This is a genomic window from Embleya hyalina (assembly GCF_003967355.1).
GTDB lineage: Bacteria > Actinomycetota > Actinomycetes > Streptomycetales > Streptomycetaceae > Embleya > Embleya hyalina.
This window is the reverse complement of sequence record NZ_BIFH01000046.1, coordinates 48,560-65,546: the sequence shown is the minus strand read 5'-3', so window position 1 is coordinate 65,546 and position 16,987 is coordinate 48,560. Positions and strand designations below refer to the sequence as shown.

Sequence of the window (16,987 nt, the reverse complement as noted above, 5' to 3'; positions counted from 1 at the left end):
GGGCCGCGCCCCACCCCGGGGCGCGGCCCTCGGGCGGGTCTCAGCGCACCGCCCCGCTCATCGGCTCGGCGTGCTCCGTCGCCTCCCGCCGATCCTCCTGCCGCAACCGCTGGCTGATCACCGTCGTCACGCCGTCGCCGCGCATCGAGACGCCGTAGAGCGCGTCGGCGACCTCCATCGTGCGCTTTTGGTGGGTGATCACGATCAGCTGGGAACTCTCCCGCAGCTCCGCGAAGATCCCGATCAGCCGCTGGAGGTTCATGTCGTCCAGCGCCGCCTCGACCTCGTCCATCACATAGAACGGACTGGGCCGGGCCTTGAAGATCGCCACGAGCAGGGCCACCGCGGTCAGCGAACGTTCGCCGCCGGACAGCAGCGACAGCCGCTTGACCTTCTTGCCCGGCGGCCGGGCCTCGACCTCGATGCCCGTGGTCAGCATGTCCTCCGGGTCGGTGAGCACCAACCGCCCCTCGCCGCCGGGGAACAGCCGGGCGAACACCCCCACGAACTCCCGCGCGGTGTCGTGGAAGGCCGCGGTGAAGACCTGCTCGACCCGCTCGTCCACCTCCTTGACCACGGTCATCAGGTCGCGACGGGTCTTCTTCAGATCCTCCAACTGCTCGGTCAGGAAGTTGTGCCGCTCCTCCAGCGCGGCGAACTCCTCCAACGCGAGCGGATTCACCTTGCCGAGCCGTACATGCGCCTTCTCCGCCGCGCGCAGCCGCTTCTCCTGCTCGGCCCGGACGTACGGACGCGGCCGCGCCTCGGCCGAATCCGGATCGCGTACCTCGCCCTCGGCCGGCAACGACGGGGGCACGAGGCGGTCGGGACCGTACTCGGCGACCAGCCCCTCGGCCTCGATCCCGTGCTCCTCCAACGACCGGGCCTCCAACTGCTCGACCCGCAACCGCTTCTCCGCCCGCAACATCTCGTCCCGGTGCACCGAGTCGGTCAACTTCTCCAACTCGGCGGCGAACTCCCGGGACCGACCGCGCTCGCGGGCCAGATCCGCCTCGCACGCGGCCCGGGCCGCCTCCGCCGCCGCACGCTCGCCGCCGGCCCGCGCCGACGACGCCTCGACGTGGCGCAGCAGCGCCTCCGCGCCCACGAGCACCGCGCGCGCGATCCGCGCCTCCACCGCCAACCGCTCCCGGCGCCGCGCGGCCGCCGCGCGCGCCTCCCGCTCCGCCCGCGCGCCGCGGTCCAGCGCGTCGGCGCGACCCGCGAGCGAGCGCACCCGCTCCTCGTGGGTGCGCACCGCCAGCCGGGCCTCCATCTCGGCCTGCCGCGCGCCGCTCGCCGCGCCCGCGAGCCGGTCGCGCTCGGCGTGGTCCGGCTCCTCGTCGCCCTCGGCCGCGTTGTACTCCTCGGCGCTCTCCAACCGGGCCGCCGACTCCTCGGCCTTCGCCGCCTCCTGCTCCCGCGCCGCCTCGGCCGCGGCCACCGCGCCCGCCAACCGCTCGGCCTCGCCCGCCGCCGCCCGGGCCTGTCCGCCGAGCCGACCCAGCTGCTGCGCGGCCGCGGCCGCCCGGCGCTCCGCCTCGCGCCGCTCCGCCCGGGTCCGCTCGACCGTCGCCGCGGCCTCCCGCCGACCCGCCACCGCGTCGGCCAGCGCGTCCTTCGCCGCGGCGCACCCCCGGGTCAACACGTCCAGCCGCGCGACCGCCTCGTCCACCGCGGCGCGCACCTCCAGCAGGCTCGGCGCGCCCGCCGACCCGCCGTACGCGAAGCCCTCGCCGACCAGATCCCCGTCCCGGGTGACCGCCCGCACCCCGGGCACCGCCCGAACCAGCTCCGCCGCGGCGCCGAGGTCGTCGACCACCGCGACCCGATCGAGCAGCGCGGCCAGCGCCCCGCGCAACGCCTCGGGTACGACCACCAGCCGCGTCGCGTACACCGCGCCCGCGGGCAACGCGGGCCACCCCTCCGGCCCCCCGGCCGCCGGCCCCTCCGCCGCCGCTCCGGCGAGCACCAGCGCCGCCCGCCCCGCGTCGTCCTTGCGCAGCAGCCGCAGCGCGTCCACCGCCGGCTCCACGCCGTCGACCGCGATCGCCTCCGAGGCCGCCCCCAGCGCCGCCGCCACCGCCTGCTCGGCGCCGTGCTCCACCGTGATCAGCGCGGCCACCGTGCCCAGCACGCCACCGAGCCGGTCACCGGCCGCGAGCAGCGCGCCGGTACCGTCCCGGCGGCGCAACGCCGGCTCCAACGCCTCCTTGCGCGCGGTCACCGCCGACCGCTCCCGCTCCACCGCCTGCTCCGCGTCACGCGCCCGGGCCAACGCCTCCTCCGCGGCGACCAGCGCCTCCTCGGCGACCGCCGACCGGGCCTCGATCGCGGCGAGCCCGGACCCGCCGTCACCGTCGTCCGGCGAACCCTCGACGCCGAGTCGCAGCTCCTCGTACTCCTCCCGCGCCGCGACCGCCCGCTCGCGCGCCTCGTCCCGGGCGCCGGCCAGCCGCCCGATCTCGGCCTCCGCGGCGGCCACCCGGCTGCGCGCGGCGCCGACCTGCCCGACCAGCCGGGCCAGTCCCTCCCTGCGGTCCGCGAGCGCCCGGGCCACCACCTTGAGCCGACCCTCCTCGGCGTCCAGGGCCCGCTCCAGCTCGCCGCGCCGCTCCACCGTCTCGGCGAGTTCGACCTGCGCCGACTCCAGCGCGGCGGCCAGCTCCGCCTCCTGCTCGCGGATCCGCTCGGCCTCGCGCTCCATCTCCTCCGGATCGCGCCCCCGCCGCTCGTCGGCCGGCGGCGCGCTCGCGTGCCGTACCCGCTGGCCTGCCAGGCCCACCGTCCCGCGCACCCGTTCGGCCAGCGCGGACAGCGTGTACCAGGTCTCCTGCGCCCGGGCCAGGCGCGGCGCCATCGCCCGCACCTCGGCCTCCAGTTCGGCCTCCCGGGCCTGGACCGCGCCCAACTCGCGCTCGACCACCGTGCGCCGCTCGCGCAGCGCCGTCTCGTCGGCGACCTCCTCGGCCAGCGCCCGCCGCAACCCCACCAGGTCGTCGGCGAGCAGCCGCAGCCGCGCGTCCCGCAGGTCGGCCTGGATCGCCGCCGCCCGCCGGGCCACCTGGGCCTGCCTGCCGAGCGGCTTGAGCTGCCTGCGCAGCTCGCCCGTCAGGTCCTGGACCCGGTTCAGGTTCGCCTGCATCGCGTCCAGCTTGCGCAGCGCCTTCTCCTTGCGCTTGCGATGCTTGAGGACGCCCGCGGCCTCCTCGATGAACGCGCGCCGCCCGGTGGGGTCGGCCTGCAACACGGAGTCGAGCCGGCCCTGGCCGACGATCACGTGCATCTCCCGACCGATCCCGGAGTCGGAGAGCAGTTCCTGGATGTCGAGCAGCCGGCAGGTGCTGCCGTTGATCTCGTACTCGGAGCCGCCGTTGCGGAACATCCGCCGGGTGATGGTCACTTCGGCGTAGTCGATGGGCAGCGCGCCGTCGGTGTTGTCGATGGTCAGGCTCACCTCGGCCCGCCCGAGCGGCGGCCGGCCGGCGGTGCCGGCGAAGATGACGTCCTCCATCTTGCCGCCGCGCAGCGTCTTGGCGCCCTGCTCCCCCATCACCCACGACAGCGCGTCGACCACGTTCGACTTGCCGGAGCCGTTGGGCCCGACCACGCACGTGATGCCGGGCTCGAAGCGCAGCGTCGTCGCCGACGCGAAGGACTTGAAGCCACGCAGGGTCAGACTCTTGAGGTGCACGCGACGAAAGGGTAGTCGGCGGTGCCCACACGATTGCCGTGCTCCGTCGACGGCACGGCGTGTCGAGTGCCCCGGATGGGGGTATCAAACGCTGGAAGCGAGCGGGTGGGCGGGCAAGGGGGACGGGCGGGGACGACACACGGGGCGGTTGGCGAAAACACCGGGCGCGCGGATCGGCGGGCGCGCCGCACACGGGTCGCGCGGGGACCGAAGGAACGGGGAACGGGGTCGGAAACGACACCTCCCGGAAGACGAACCGAAGAAGAACCCGAGACGAACCCGAGGAAGACGACCCGGAAACGACAAAGGGACGCCTGAAGGCGTCCCTGGTTATCGCTTACGGACCTACGCTCGCGACAGCGCGGGTTCCGCCGCGGATACGTCGAAGCCGGCAAGCAGCTCGTCCGAAGCGGCGGCGTTGAGCGCGTCGTTACGCTCCTGGGCACGGACAAGTTCCGTTTCCAGGTCACGAACACGCTGCTGGAGCCGTCGATTCTCGGCGAGCAGTCGGGGATCGGGGCCACCGACGTAACCGAGAAGCGCCTTCGCCATGAGAGGGTCCTCCACGCTGAAAATGAATGACCACGCAGATTCGCGGGTCTAAATGTGGCACCCGGCCGCAAGGCTCCTGATAGGGTGCGCGGGCTTCCAGCGTCGCATCAAAAGCGCAGGAGGTCAATATCATAACGGCACGATAACGGGACCTTCACCCGATCAACGCGGTTTTTCCGCGGACTGGGGCGACGGTCGTCGTGCTGGGTGTACGAGATCATCTTTCGACGTCGGCGTCAAGAAGATTCCGGTTGTCCGCCAACTCCCGACAGCCGTGCCCTAGAGTCACACCGGCACCACACCCGTTCGGGTGAATCGAAATCCCCTGCCGGAAGGTGACTCGACCCTCCATGGCCCGGCACAGTCGCACTCCGACGTCGGCACACCCGCATCGACGACGCGCGAGGTCGCGACGGCGACGACTCGCGCCCCTGCTCGCCCTGTTGGCCGTACTCGCCGTGGGCGGCACGGTGGCCGGCATGGTCGTCTCGGAACACGCCGGCGAGTCGTCCACGCGGCACGCGAGCGGCGCCGAGGGCGACCGGGCCGGGCGGCCCGTCGACGGATCGGGGCCGGCCGGCGCCGCGGGCGCCGACCGCACCGGCGACGAGGCGTCCCGCAGCCTGCTGCCGGGCGCGGCGACCACCGGCCGCACCGCCCTGCCGGATCCCGGCGCCGGTACCGCCCCCGCCACGACCGCGCCGCCGAGCACCCCGAGCACCGCCGGCACCGGCACGCCGAGCCCGAGCACCCCGGCGCCGAGCAAGCCCGCGGCGACGCCGTCCACGAGCGCGCCGAAACTGCCGAGCGACCCCGAGGAGCGGGTGCTCGCGCTGGTCAACGACGAGCGGGCGAGCGCGGGCTGCGGTCCGGTCAAGAACGACGCGAAGCTGGTCGCGCTGGCCCGCGCGCACAGCGCCGACATGGCCGCCCGCGACTACTTCGACCACAACACGCCCGACGGGCAGACCCCGTGGGACCGGGCCGAGAAGGCCGGCGTGACCTATCTGGGCGCGGAGAACATCGCGCGCGGCCAGAAGACCGCCGACGCGGTGATGCGCGCCTGGATGAACAGCCCGGGCCACCGCCGCAACATCCTCGACTGCTCGCTCACCAAACTCGGCGTCGGCATCCACGAGGGCACCGGCGGCCCGTGGTGGACGCAGGAGTTCGGCCGCTGACCCGCTCCACGCACACCGACACCGCGGGCTCGGGTCAGCAGGGGCCCACCCCGAGTCGGTCCGCCAGCAGGCCGAACACGCGCAGTCCCGACTCGCCCTGGTTGCGCGCGAGTACCCCCTCGATCGCCGGCCGGGTGGTGGGCCGACCCGCCGCCCGGGCCCAGCGCACCGCCGCCGCGGCCACCTTCGGCCGGGCCCGATTGAGCACCTCGGCCACCTCGTCGCGCAGTTCGGCGTAACGCGCCGGCCGGAGCAGGTCGCCGTCGCGGTCGAAGACGTCGTCGCCGGTGCGCGCCGCCTCCAGTTCGAGCCGGCTCATCGCCAGATGCGCCGCCGCCTCGCCGGGGTTGAGCCAGGCCTCCCACTCCCCGGCCTCGCTCACCCCCTGGACGTGCACCACGTGCGTCTCGAACACCCAGCACACCAGCACCGGCGAATCGGCCTTGGCCGCCAGCGCGGCGACCCACGGCCGCTCGAACGCGAAGGGATCGTCGTCGTGCCGCACATGCGTCGCGGTCCAGCCGTCCGGCGACTCCCACATCGTTCGGGCCGGGTGCGCCGCGGTGTCCACGTGCGGCGCGAACTCGGACAACGGTCGTGCCCCACGCACGACGACGATGTCCCCGTTGAATCCCATGACACGCTCCCTGACTACCGTGCCTACGCCCCGACCGTCGCCCTGCGTGGCGTGCGCTGACAGGACGGACAGAAGTAACTGCTGCGATTCATGAACGAGATGCGCCGGATCGGCGTCGCGCACCGGTTGCACGGCTCGCCCTCGCGGCCGTAGGCGTCCAGGCCGCGGGAGAAGTAGCCGCTCTCCCCGTTCACGTTGACGTACAGGCTGTCGAACGAGGTGCCGCCCGCCGCGAGCGCGTCGTTCATCACGTCGCGGGCCGAGGCGAGCAGCAGCGTGGTCTGCGCGAGGGTCAACCGTCCGGTCGGCCGCGCGCCGTGCAGTCGGCTGCGCCACAGCGCCTCGTCGGCGTAGATGTTGCCGATGCCGCTGACCAGCGACTGGTCCAGGAGGGCGCGCTTGACCTCGGTGTTGCGGCGGCGCAGCGCGGCGTGGAAGAGCGTGTCGTCGAACAGCGGATCGAGCGGGTCGCGCGCGATGTGCGCCATCGAGGGCGGCAGTTCGGCGCCGCCGCGCTCGACCGCGAGCCCGCCGAACGTACGCTGGTCGACGAAGCGCAACTCGCGCCCGCCGTCGGTGAAGCCGAAGCGCACGTGCAGGTGTTTCTCCCGGGGCGCCTCGGCCGGTTGCACGAGGAGTTGGCCGCTCATCCCCAGGTGCGCGAGCAGCGCGTCGTCGGGCTCGTCGGCGCCGGGTGCCACCAGGGGCAGCCACAGATACTTGCCGCGGCGGCGCGCGGCGTGCACGCGGGTGCCGACGAGCGCGTCGGCGAAGTCCGCCGCGCCCGCGAGATGGCGGCGGATCGCCCGCTCGTGGGTGACCTCGACACGTGCGATGGTGCGGCCCACCACCCACGTCTCCAGTCCGCGACGGACGACCTCGACCTCGGGCAGTTCGGGCACGTGGGCACTCCCCCTGGAGACGGCGCGACTGAGGAAGCCGGACCCGGCGGGGCCGGGTTCGGGAATGCGAAAATGCCTGCCGGTAGGTGAGGTCGTGCCGGGGCGACCACGGGGGTCGTCGACCGGTTCGAACTTACCTATCGGCAGGCATTCGGCTCGGAGACTAGGCGGTGGCCGACGGGGTGCCGGAACCGTCTCCGTACTTGGCGCGGATCGAGTGCCAAGCGCTTTCGGCGGCCTGCTGCTCCGCCTCCTTCTTGCTCCGTCCGACGCCGGTGCCGTAATCGACACCCGCGACCCGGGCCAGGGCCGTGAAGGTCTTCTCGTGGTCGGGTCCGGTCTCGGAGACCACGTATTCGGGCACTCCGATGCCCGCCGCGGCGGTCTGCTCCTGGAGGCTGGTCTTCCAGTCCAGGCCCGCGCCGAGGTTCGCCGACTGCTCGATCAGCGGATCGAACAACCGGTGGATCAGCTCCGTCGCCGCGTCCAGGCCCTGGTCCAGGTACACCGCGCCGAGGATGGCCTCGAGCGTGTCGGCCAGGATCGAGGACTTGTCCCGCCCGCCGGTCCCCACTTCACCGCGGCCGAGCCGGATGAAGGCGCCCAGGTCCAGTCGCCGACTGACGCCCGCGAGGGCGCGCGAGTTGACGACCGCGGCCCGCAGCTTCGCGAGCTGGCCCTCGGGCAGGTCGGGGTGCCTGCGGTAGAGCGTGTCGGTGACGACGAGGCCGAGCACCGAGTCGCCCAGGAACTCCAGGCGCTCGTTGGTCGGCAACCCGCCGTGTTCGTAGGCGTACGAACGATGGGTGAGGGCGCGTTCCAGAAGGGCGGCGTCGAGCGACCAGCCCAGCCGCCCTTCCAGATCCGCGTATTGCGCGAGTGATTCCGTCACCGGAACGACCACCGGCCTGATCAGACGTCGAGGACCTGGCGGCGGTTGTAGGTGCCGCAGCTCGGGCACGCGATGTGCGACAGCTTGGGCTCACGGCAGCGCTCGCAGGTCACCAGGTTGGCGGCAGTGGCCTTCCACTGGCTCCGGCGGTGCCGGGTGTTGCTGCGCGACATCTTCCGCTTCGGAACAGCCACGGCTACTTCTCCTGGTTCTCGTCGGCGCCGGAGGCGCCGTCAACGTCGGCTTCGGCGGAAGGTCCGTCGAAGATGCTGGTCAGCTTCGCCCACCGGGGGTCGGCGAGCTCGTGACTGTGGTCGGGGTCCTCCGCGAGCAGCGCTCCGCACTCGGAGCACAGACCCGGGCAATCCTCCCGGCACAGCGGCGAGAGCGGCAGTGCGAGCACCGTCGCGTCCCGCAGTACCGGCTCCAGGTCGAACAGGTCGTCCTGCAGCCGGAGGGCGTCCTCGTCGGCGTCCGTGTCCGGGTAGACGTACAGCTCCTGGAAACGCACCGTGAGCTCGCGCTCGAGCGGTTCCAGGCACCGGACGCACTCACCGGTCAGCGGCACCTGCGCGACGCCGGTGACCAGCACACCCTCCATGACCGCTTCCAGCCGGACACCCAGCCGGATCGGGACACCTTCGGGAGCGCCGATCACATCCGCCACACCCATGTCCACCGGGGCCGGCACGGTGCGGGACACCTTCAGCATGGATCCAGGCCGGCGCCCCAGCTCGCGTGTGTCGACGACGAGCGGTGCGCGGTGATCCAAGCGGTCCAGGGTGTCCTACCTCATGCAATGCCACCTCCCGTCGCCGGGAGGCTCGAATGGTCAGGGTGCCGACCCTCGGGGCACGCGAAAAACACGCCTCGGGCAGGGTCGGTCCGTAAGAGTATCGCAGCCCGCGCGCCAGGCCCCAAACGGGGCCATTCGAGCGGGCCGCGCGAAACGCCGGAGCCGGTCGGGCGGGGTGGCTACTGCCGGCCGCCGTCCTGCTGGAACTGGCGCACGTCGATCAGACTCGTGTCGAAGAAGCTGGTCTCGTCCAGCGACTGGCCGTAGCCGCCCTGCGGGTCGTAGGCGGGCTGCTGTCCGGTGTTCGGCCCGGCGTGGTGCGGTGCCTGGTCGTGCGGGCCCGGATATTGCGGCTGCCCGTGCTGATCGTACTGCGCCATGTCGTACTGGCCCTCGTAGCCGCCGGCGTAGCCGTTGTCCACGCCGCCGCCCTGCGCGTAGGCGGGCTGTCCGTAGCCGGGCTGCGCGTAGGTGTCCTGGCCGTAGGGGCCGGCCTGCGCGGGCACGGTCGGCGCGGCGGGCGGCGCGCTCGGGTACTCCGGCAGGCCGGGCTGCTGCGGCTGTTGTTGCGGCTGTTGCGGAGCGGCGAAGGTCTCCTCGTGGCCGTCGAGCTGGGCCTGGAGGCTGCCGGGGCGGGCCTTGGCCTGCGCGTCGGCCAGCTCCTGCGCCTGCATGTACTCGCCCAGCTCGTCGGAGGGCCGCCGGCCGCGCATCTTGTCCCGGCCCCGGCCGATCGCGCCGAGCGTCTTGGTGAGCACCACCTCGAAGTTGGCCAGCTTCTGGTCGACGTAGTCGTCGGCCTCCTCGCGGATGCGCTGGGCCTCGTGGCGGGCCTCGGTCAGGATCCGCTCCGCCTCGCCGTACGCCTCGCGCGCGACCTCGGTGTCGGCGACCAGCGAACCGCGCTCCTCGCGCGCCTTGGCCAGCACCCGCTCGGCCTCGCGACGCCCCTCCTCGATCACCGACTCGCGGTCGCCGAGCACCCGGCGGGCGTGATGGAACTCCTCGGGCAGCAGGTTCTTGAGTTCCTCGAGCCGGGCCACCACGTCCGCACGATTGACCACGCAGGACGCCGACATCGGCATCGAGCGGGCGTTCTCCACCAGGGCGATCAGTTCATCGAGCTTGGGCTGCACGTCCACGGGCTTGCTCTCTCTCCTCAAACCGACGGTAGCCGTCGTGTTCGCCGGCATCGCGTGACGGACCGACTCGCCCCGGGCGGTCGGCCCGGCGACGAGGCACGTGCCGCGTCAGCCCTGCGCGAGCCGCTCGGTGAGCCGACGTAGCACCGTCTCCGGCACCAGGCCGGACACGTCGCCTCCGTACGTCGCGACCTCTTTGATGAGACTCGACGACAGAAAGCTGTAGAGGGGGTTCGTCGCGACGAACAGGGTCTCCACTTCGGTAAGACCGTAGTTCATCTGGGCCATCTGCAACTCGTAGTCGAAGTCGGTGACCGCGCGCAGGCCCTTGATGATGGCCGGGATCCCGCGCTCCTTGCAGAAGTTGACCAGCAACCCCTCGAACGCCTCGACCCTGACGTTCCCGTACTGCTCGACCACCTCGTGGAGCATGTCGATGCGCTCCTCGATGGTGAACAGACCGGAACGTTTGGCGCGGTTGAAGCCGATCGCCACATAGACCTCGTCGTAGAGGCTGGAGGCCCGGCCGATGATGTCCAGATGACCGTTGGTGACCGGGTCGAACGAACCGGGGCAGACGACTCGACGCAACGGAGGTTCCCCTCGAAATCGGGTGCCGGCGGGTCCGGACCCGATGGTCCGGTCGCCTGATCAGGCTTGCGCGGCGCGACCGTACCAGAGCGTTCCCTCGCCGTAGCGACGGGATCTGATCTCGACGAAATCGGCGGGCCACGCGAATGGCCCACCCCGCGTGGACCGTTCGACCACGATCAGCGCGTCGGCCGCCAACCAGCCGTGTTCGGCGAGCGTGTCGAGCAGCGCGCCGACCTCACCGTCGGTGACCGCGTACGGCGGATCGAGGAAAACCACGTCGTACGGCTCGGCGGGGCAACGCGCGCCGACCGTCTTCTCCGCCCGGGCCGGCCGCAGTTCCGCGCCGGGCAGGCCGACCAGGCGGATGTTCTCCCGGACCACGCCGACCGCCCCGGTGTCGGACTCGACCAGGAGGGCGTGCGCGGCGCCGCGGGACAGCGCCTCCAGACCGACCGCGCCGGAGCCGGCGAACAGGTCGAGCACCCGCGCGCCGTGCATGGTGCCGCGCAGCGACTGGAGGGTGGAGAACAGCCCCTCGCGGGCCCGGTCCGAGGTCGGCCGGGTGTTCTCCCCCGGCGGGGTGACGAGCCGACGGCCGCGCGCCGCGCCGGCGATCACCCGGGTCATCCGCGCACTCGCGGTCGTGGGACGGCCGCGTGGGCGGCGACGGGGGCGGGTTCGGCGTACGTGTCCGGCATGGCGTCCACGCTATCGACTGGTCGCGTCCGACGGCATCCGGGCCCGAATACGGTGCGTGACGTGTCATACACGCGGAGGTTCCCGATCGTATGGAGGGTGTGCACGGCGGGGGCGCCACCGCCGTGCGACGACCGCGTCGATCCGCCGCGTCGATCCGTGCGATCGACGCGGCTCGGCGACATCCACCCCACGCACCGGGAGATCCCGATGATGCTCCGCACCCTTCTCGCCATGGCCGTGGCGGGCGTCGCGCTTGCCGCGTCCGGCACGGCCCCGGCGGTCGCCGCGGCCGCCCCGCGGACCGCCGCGGCGAACTGCCACGTGGACGGCAACGGCACCCTGCACTGCGGCAACGGCGCGAGCGACCTGCGCCCGGAGCCCCACTTCCAGGCCCCCGTGGTCAGCCGGCTGACCACCACCTACAGCTACTTCGACTGCTGGACCGAGGGCGACCCGCACTCGGGCGGCAACGACATCTGGTACCACACCGACGGTGACGACGGCGGGCACGGCTTCCTGCCCGCGCAGCGGGTGCTCACCCCGCAGGACCCGATGCCGGGCATGTACCACTGCTGACCGGAACAACCCGGCGCGGCCGGGGGCGGGTGTCCCCTCCCCCGGCCGCGTCCGGCCGTCCGGCCCGTGCCGGGACGGCCCGGGCTCGTGTGCCGGGTCGGCCGCGGCTCACGTGCAGTCCGGGACCTCGGTCTCGTTGCGGGTGCGTACGCCGGGCAGCCAGCCCTCGGCGCCGGTGCCCAGGACCACCACCCGATACCAGTGTCGGGAGGCGACGCCGGTCTCGTCGGTGACGCGCGGGCCGTCGGCGAGCAGGCAGATCAGCAGCACCCGGTCGCCGTGCCAGACCCGGTCGGCCAGGTCGGCCGTCCGCGACGAGAGGGCCGGCTTCCGGAAGACGCCGAGCGAGCACTCGATCGTGCGCAGCGCCCGACACGGCTCCTCCGAGTTGTGCACCTCGCCCTGCACACTGGCCGCACGCTCGGCGGGCGGCCTGGGCGTCGGCCGCTCGGCGGGATTGTGCCGCCCGGCCAGGAACGCGCTCAGGCCGACCACGGCGACCACCACGACGGCCGCGAGCGCCGTCGCGAACGCCCCGCGCCACCTCGGGCGCGGTGCCGGTCGGCGCACCACCCGCGCGGCGAGGCCGGGCGGTTCGGCGCAGTCCGCGTCCGCGTCGCGCAGCCGGACGCGCAGTTCGCGGACCGCGACGTCGGGGTCGTCGAGATCGGGGGGCGACGGGTTCACCGGGTCACTCCTTCGTGCCGGTCCCGGCGGCGGAACCGGCCGGTGGGGCCGCCCAGGCCGGCGCGCAGTCGGGTCAGGGCGCGCTCGCGCGAGCGGGACACCGTCCCGCGGTGCACGCCCAGGATCTCGGCGGCCTGATCGATCGTGTAGCCGTCCAGGTCGACCAGCAGCACCGCCGCGGCCTGCTTGGCGGGCAGCGAGCCGAGCATCCGCACCGCCTCCCACTCGGCCTCGCGCCGGGCGATCGGGTCGACGGCGCCCGCGTGCGCGTGCTCCGGTTCGGGCGGCTCGGCCAGCAGGACCTGTCGGCTGCGCACCCGCCATATGTCGCGGGTGACGCTGACCAGCGCGCGGAACGCGTACGCGTACGGCTCCGGGTGGCCCAGGAGCCGGTCGGGTCTGCGGGCCAGTTTCAGGTAGGTCTCGTGCACCGCGTCCTCGGCGCCGCCCTCGCCGGCGAGCAACACGGCCCGTCGGTACAACCGAGGGAGCAACCCGCAGAAGAGCGCGTCGAAGCCCTCGTCCCCCGTACGTGCGTCCATGGCCCATTGGTAGCCAACCGGCCGGGTGTCGCGCGTGATCCGAACGGGTGATCGCGGGGGGCGCGTCGGAGCGGAGCGAGGGCGGTCAGCCCTTGTCGAGGTACTCCGCGCGCTCGTCGTCCAGGATGCTGGCCAGCGCGCTGCGCAGGTCGGGGTGCTCGGTCAGGTCGGGGTCGGTCGTCACGATCGAGCTCGCCTCCTCGCGGGCGGCCACGATCAGGTCCTCGTCCCGGACCACCTCCAGCATGCGCAGCGAGGACCGGGAGCCGGACTGCGCGTCGCCGAGCACGTCGCCCTCGCGGCGTTGTTCGAGGTCGATCCGGGACAGCTCGAAGCCGTCCAGGGTCGCCGCCACCGCGTCCAGGCGCTCGCGCGCCGAGGTGCCGCCGGGCATCTCGCTGACCAGGAGGGTGAGTCCGGGGGCACTGCCGCGGCCGACCCGGCCGCGCAGCTGGTGCAGTTGGGAGACGCCGAACCGGTCGGCGTCCATGATCACCATCGCGGTCGCGTTGGGTACGTTGACGCCGACCTCGATCACCGTGGTCGCGACCAGCACGTCCACCTCGCCGGCGGTGAACCGGCGCATCACGTCGTCCTTGTCCTCGGGCGCCATCCGGCCGTGCAGCACCGCGATCCGCAGACCGGCCAGCGGGCCCTCGCCGAGCGCGGCCGCGATGTCCAGTACGGCCAGCGGCGGCCGACGTTCCTCGGCCCCGCCCTCGGCGTCGGCGCCGATGTCGTCGGGGTCGTCCAGGTACGCCTCGGCGGGCAGGTCCTCGTCGCGCTTGCGGGCGCCCTTGCGCGCGGCCTTCGTCCCGGCCTTCCTCTTCGCCTTCGGATCGTCCTCCTCGTCGCCGATCCGCGGGCAGACCACGTACGCCTGATGGCCCTTGCCGACCTCCTCGCGCACCCGCTCCCAGGCGCGGTCGAGGAAGTGCGGCTTCTCCTTCGCCGGGACCACGTGGGTGGCGATCGGCGAACGCCCGGAGGGGAGTTGGGCCAGGATCGAGGTCTCCAGGTCGCCGAACACGGTCATCGCCACGGTGCGCGGGATCGGCGTCGCGGTCATCACCAGCAGGTGCGGCGGTCGTTTGCCCTTGCCGCGCAGCGCGTCCCGCTGCTCGACGCCGAACCGGTGCTGCTCGTCGACCACCACCAGACCCAGGTCGTGGAACTCGACCTTGTCCTCGATCAACGCGTGCGTGCCGATCGCGATCCCGGCCTCACCGGTGACCAGATCCAGCAGCGCGGCCCGGCGCGCGGGCACCCCCATCGACCCGGTGAGCAGGGTCACCTTGGTCCCGACCTCGGATCCGCCCAACATGCCGGCCCCCTCGGCCAGCGGCCCGAGCATCTCCACGATCGACCGGTAGTGCTGTTGGGCCAACACCTCGGTGGGCGCCAACAACGCCGTCTGCCCCCCGGCATCCACCACGGCCAGCATCCCGCGCAGCGCCACGAGCGTCTTCCCGGCCCCCACCTCGCCCTGGAGGAGGCGGTGCATGGGGTGTTCGGTGGCCAGGTCGGCCTCGATTTCGGCGCAGACCTCCTTCTGGCCGTCGGTGAGTTCGAACGGCAGGCGGGCGTCGAAGGCGTCGAGGATGCCGTCGGGGCGGCGGGGGCGGGCCACCGCGGACTGGGCGCGGGCGTCGCGTCGACGGCGGGCCAGGGCGATCTGCAGGACGAACGCCTCGTCCCACTTGAGCCGGTCCTTGGCCGCGGCGACGTCCTCCCAGGAGGTGGGGCGGTGCACCCGGACCAGGGCCTCGGCCAGGCCCGGCATGCCGCGTCGGGTGCGCATCTCGGCGGGCAGCGGGTCGCCGATCTCGCCGAGCGTGTCCAGCGCCATGCCGACGCACTGGGCGACCTTCCAGGACGGCATGCTCGCCGCCGCCGGGTAGACCGGGATCAGCGCGCCCGCGAACAGGTTCGCCACGCCGTCCTCGTCGTCCTCGCCGACCAGCTGGTAGTCGGGTTGGCTGAGCTGGATCACGTTGTTGAACCGGCCCACCTTGCCCGCGAACAACCCGCGCCGGCCGGGCCGCAGTTCCTCCTCGCGCCAGGCCTGATTGAAGAAGACCAGGGTGAGTTTGCCGCGCCCGTCGGTGACCTCGACCTCGAGCAGGTTGCCGCGCCGGTTGCGGAATTGGCGCTTGGTCACCTTGGCGATCTCCGCCATCACGGTGACGTGCTCCTCGGGCTCCAGGCGCGAGAGGTCGGTCAGGCGCCCGCGCTCCGCGTAGCGCCGGGGGTAGTGGCGCAGCAGATCACCGACGGTGTCCAGCTTGAGGGATTTGGCCAGCACCGTCGCCGTGCGGTCGCCGACGAGTTTCTTCAGCGGTTCGTCAAGGCGCGACATGCCGCCCAACGGTACTGGGCGGCGGTGTCATCGGTACGGTTCCACGCCTACTCGACGCCGATGAGCAGCGGATACACCTCCTGGCCGCCCTCGTAGACCATCACGTCCACGCCGAGCCGGGTGGCCCGCAGGTGGCGCTCGATCGCGGCGGCCAGGCCCGGCGGGCAGGCGCTGCCGGTGACCAGGGTGACCAGTTCGCCGCCGCCGGCGAGCATCCGGTCCACCACCACCGTGCCGGTCTCGCGCTGGTCCTGGCCGATCACCGCGATGTCGCCCTCGATCACGCCGAGCACGTCGCCCGCCTGGCATACGCCGGCCATCGTCCAGGACTCGCGGACGGCGACGGTGAGCGCGCCGTAGCGGGTCGCGCCGGCGGCCGAGGTCATCCCGACGATGTCCTGGTCGAAGCGCCGACCCGGCTCGTGCACGGCGAGCGCGGCCAGGCCCTGGACGGCCGCCTTGGTCGGGATCACCTGGACCCGTACGCCCGCCGCCTGGGCCTGCTGGGCGGCCACCCCGGCCACCGCGTGGCAGTCGGCGTCGTTGGGCAGCAGCACCACCTCGCGCGCCTCGGTCCGCCGGATCGCGTCCACCAGCACGCTCGTGGACGGTCCCCGGCCCGGCCCGGCCTGCACGACGTGCGCGCCGTTCTCCGCGAACAGCGTGGCCAGGCCGTCGCCGTGGGCGACCGCGACGATCCCGCGCGTCGCCGCGGGTTCGGGCGCCGCGGCGCCGACGAGCACCCGCTCCAGGTGGGTGATCCGGATCCGGTGCGGGCGGCCCGCGGCGATGCCCGCCTCGACGGCGGCGCCCGCGTCGTCCACGTGCACGTGCACGTTCCACAACCCCTCGCCGCCGACCACCACGAGCGAGTCGCCGAGCGCGCCCAGCCGCTCGCGCAGCGCCGGCAGCGCGTCGTCGGGCGCGTCGAGCAGGTAGATCACCTCGAACCCGGGCCCGCCGCCGGCGTCCTCCCCGGACCCGACGGGGTCGGCGTACGGGACCGGGACGGGCGTCTGCACCTGGTGCGGGTGGATCCGGTACGCCGAACGCTCGCCGGTGACCACCGCCAGCAGCGCGTCGAGCAGCACGGTCAACCCGCGCCCGCCGGCGTCCACCACTCCGGCCCGGCGCAGCACGTCCAGCTGCTCGGGGGTACGCGCCAGCGCGCCGCGGGCGGCGGTCGCGGCGGCCCGCACCACCGGTCGGATCTCCTCGCCCGCCCCGGCCGCGGCGTCGGCGGCGGCCCGGGCCACGGTGAGCATGGTCCCCTCGACGGGCCGGGCCACCGCGGCGTACGCGGCGTCGGCGGCGGTGCGCAGCGCGTGCGCGAGGGCGAGTCCGGCGGGCACCTCCCGGCCGCTCTCGCGCGCCGCGGCCTGCTCGGCCTCGAACCGCTCGGCCATGCCGCGCAGGAGTTGGCTGAGGATCACCCCGGAGTTGCCGCGCGCGCCCATCAGCGCACCGTGCGCGAGCGCCCGGAAGGCGGTCGGCAGGTCGGGTTCGGGCAGGTCGGCGCCGAACAGCGCGTCGACCTCGGCGGTTCCCGATTCCAGGGTCAGGAACAGGTTCGTGCCGGTGTCGCCGTCGGGCACGGGATACACGTTGAGCGCGTCGATCTCCTCGCGCGCCCGGCCCATCAACTCCAGCGCGACGCGACCCCAGCGGCGTACCGCCGGACCGTCCAGCTCTCCCAGCAGGCCCTGCACGCCCACCTCCTGTACGAATCCGATT

At 73.4% G+C, this 16,987-nt stretch carries 15 protein-coding genes and 1 pseudogene; 2 read left to right on the top strand and 14 right to left on the bottom strand.

Features of this window, described 5'->3' with window-relative positions; translation table 11 throughout:
• Nucleotides 1-40: 40 nt before the first annotated feature.
• Both smc and EMA17_RS43935 read right to left on the bottom strand, forming a co-directional pair.
• On the bottom strand, nucleotides 41-3,694 hold the full coding sequence (smc, locus tag EMA17_RS43940; protein WP_126642824.1) for a chromosome segregation protein SMC: 3,654 nt from the start codon (nucleotides 3,692-3,694) through the stop codon (nucleotides 41-43).
• A gap of 345 nt (nucleotides 3,695-4,039) precedes the next feature.
• Nucleotides 4,040-4,246, bottom strand: coding sequence for a hypothetical protein (locus tag EMA17_RS43935; RefSeq protein WP_078975259.1), 207 nt, complete (start codon nucleotides 4,244-4,246; stop codon nucleotides 4,040-4,042).
• 443 nt (nucleotides 4,247-4,689) lie between these two features.
• On the opposite strand from EMA17_RS43935, the gene EMA17_RS43930 reads away from it, so the two are divergent.
• Nucleotides 4,690-5,427, top strand: coding sequence for a CAP domain-containing protein (locus EMA17_RS43930; protein ID WP_246127285.1), 738 nt, complete (start codon nucleotides 4,690-4,692; stop codon nucleotides 5,425-5,427).
• Nucleotides 5,428-5,461: 34 nt separating this feature from the next.
• Here EMA17_RS43930 and EMA17_RS43925 read toward each other — a convergent pair whose 3' ends face one another.
• The 8 genes and pseudogenes from EMA17_RS43925 to rsmD all read right to left on the bottom strand — a co-directional run.
• Nucleotides 5,462-6,064 (bottom strand): hypothetical protein, encoded by a 603-nt coding sequence (locus EMA17_RS43925; protein ID WP_126642822.1) that lies wholly within the window; start codon nucleotides 6,062-6,064, stop codon nucleotides 5,462-5,464.
• A gap of 23 nt (nucleotides 6,065-6,087) precedes the next feature.
• Nucleotides 6,088-6,966: a bifunctional DNA-formamidopyrimidine glycosylase/DNA-(apurinic or apyrimidinic site) lyase gene (gene mutM / locus EMA17_RS43920; protein WP_126642821.1), complete on the bottom strand. Its 879-nt coding sequence runs from the start codon at nucleotides 6,964-6,966 to the stop codon at nucleotides 6,088-6,090.
• A 163-nt stretch (nucleotides 6,967-7,129) separates the two neighbouring features.
• Nucleotides 7,130-7,870, bottom strand: coding sequence for a ribonuclease III (gene rnc, locus EMA17_RS43915; protein ID WP_126642820.1), 741 nt, complete (start codon nucleotides 7,868-7,870; stop codon nucleotides 7,130-7,132).
• An 8-nt stretch (nucleotides 7,871-7,878) separates the two neighbouring features.
• Nucleotides 7,879-8,052: a 50S ribosomal protein L32 gene (rpmF, locus tag EMA17_RS43910; protein WP_026218805.1), complete on the bottom strand. Its 174-nt coding sequence runs from the start codon at nucleotides 8,050-8,052 to the stop codon at nucleotides 7,879-7,881.
• 2 nt (nucleotides 8,053-8,054) lie between these two features.
• Nucleotides 8,055-8,570: a YceD family protein gene (locus tag EMA17_RS43905; RefSeq protein WP_246127283.1), complete on the bottom strand. Its 516-nt coding sequence runs from the start codon at nucleotides 8,568-8,570 to the stop codon at nucleotides 8,055-8,057.
• A gap of 263 nt (nucleotides 8,571-8,833) precedes the next feature.
• Entirely contained in the window at nucleotides 8,834-9,796 is a 963-nt protein-coding gene (locus EMA17_RS43900; RefSeq protein WP_126642819.1) for a cell division initiation protein, read from the bottom strand.
• 108 nt (nucleotides 9,797-9,904) lie between these two features.
• Nucleotides 9,905-10,387 carry a pantetheine-phosphate adenylyltransferase gene (gene coaD / locus EMA17_RS43895; RefSeq protein WP_126642818.1) on the bottom strand — a complete coding sequence of 161 codons (483 nt, stop codon included), beginning with the start codon at nucleotides 10,385-10,387 and terminating at the stop codon, nucleotides 9,905-9,907.
• A gap of 60 nt (nucleotides 10,388-10,447) precedes the next feature.
• Nucleotides 10,448-11,026, bottom strand: a pseudogene (gene rsmD, locus EMA17_RS43890) (16S rRNA (guanine(966)-N(2))-methyltransferase RsmD); the annotation flags it as partial.
• 219 nt (nucleotides 11,027-11,245) lie between these two features.
• Between rsmD and EMA17_RS43885 the strand changes: the two are divergent.
• A complete protein-coding gene (locus tag EMA17_RS43885) occupies nucleotides 11,246-11,665 on the top strand; it encodes a hypothetical protein (RefSeq protein ID WP_126642816.1) in 420 nt (139 codons plus the stop codon).
• 108 nt (nucleotides 11,666-11,773) lie between these two features.
• Here the strand turns inward: EMA17_RS43885 and EMA17_RS43880 are convergent, their stop codons facing one another.
• The 4 genes from EMA17_RS43880 to EMA17_RS43865 all read right to left on the bottom strand — a co-directional run bounded on the left by EMA17_RS43880 (nucleotide 11,774) and on the right by EMA17_RS43865 (nucleotide 16,962).
• Entirely contained in the window at nucleotides 11,774-12,352 is a 579-nt protein-coding gene (locus EMA17_RS43880) for a hypothetical protein (protein WP_126642815.1), read from the bottom strand.
• Nucleotides 12,349-12,894, bottom strand: coding sequence for an RNA polymerase sigma factor (locus EMA17_RS43875; protein WP_126642814.1), 546 nt, complete (start codon nucleotides 12,892-12,894; stop codon nucleotides 12,349-12,351). The genes EMA17_RS43880 and EMA17_RS43875 overlap by 4 nt, the downstream gene beginning before the upstream one ends.
• Nucleotides 12,895-12,979: 85 nt before the next feature.
• Complete coding sequence (gene recG, locus EMA17_RS43870; protein ID WP_126642813.1) at nucleotides 12,980-15,253, bottom strand: ATP-dependent DNA helicase RecG; 2,274 nt, start codon at nucleotides 15,251-15,253, stop codon at nucleotides 12,980-12,982.
• A gap of 47 nt (nucleotides 15,254-15,300) precedes the next feature.
• Nucleotides 15,301-16,962, bottom strand: a complete 1,662-nt coding sequence (locus tag EMA17_RS43865; protein WP_503826247.1) for a DAK2 domain-containing protein — start codon at nucleotides 16,960-16,962, stop codon at nucleotides 15,301-15,303.
• Between the last annotated feature and the right edge of the window lie 25 nt (nucleotides 16,963-16,987).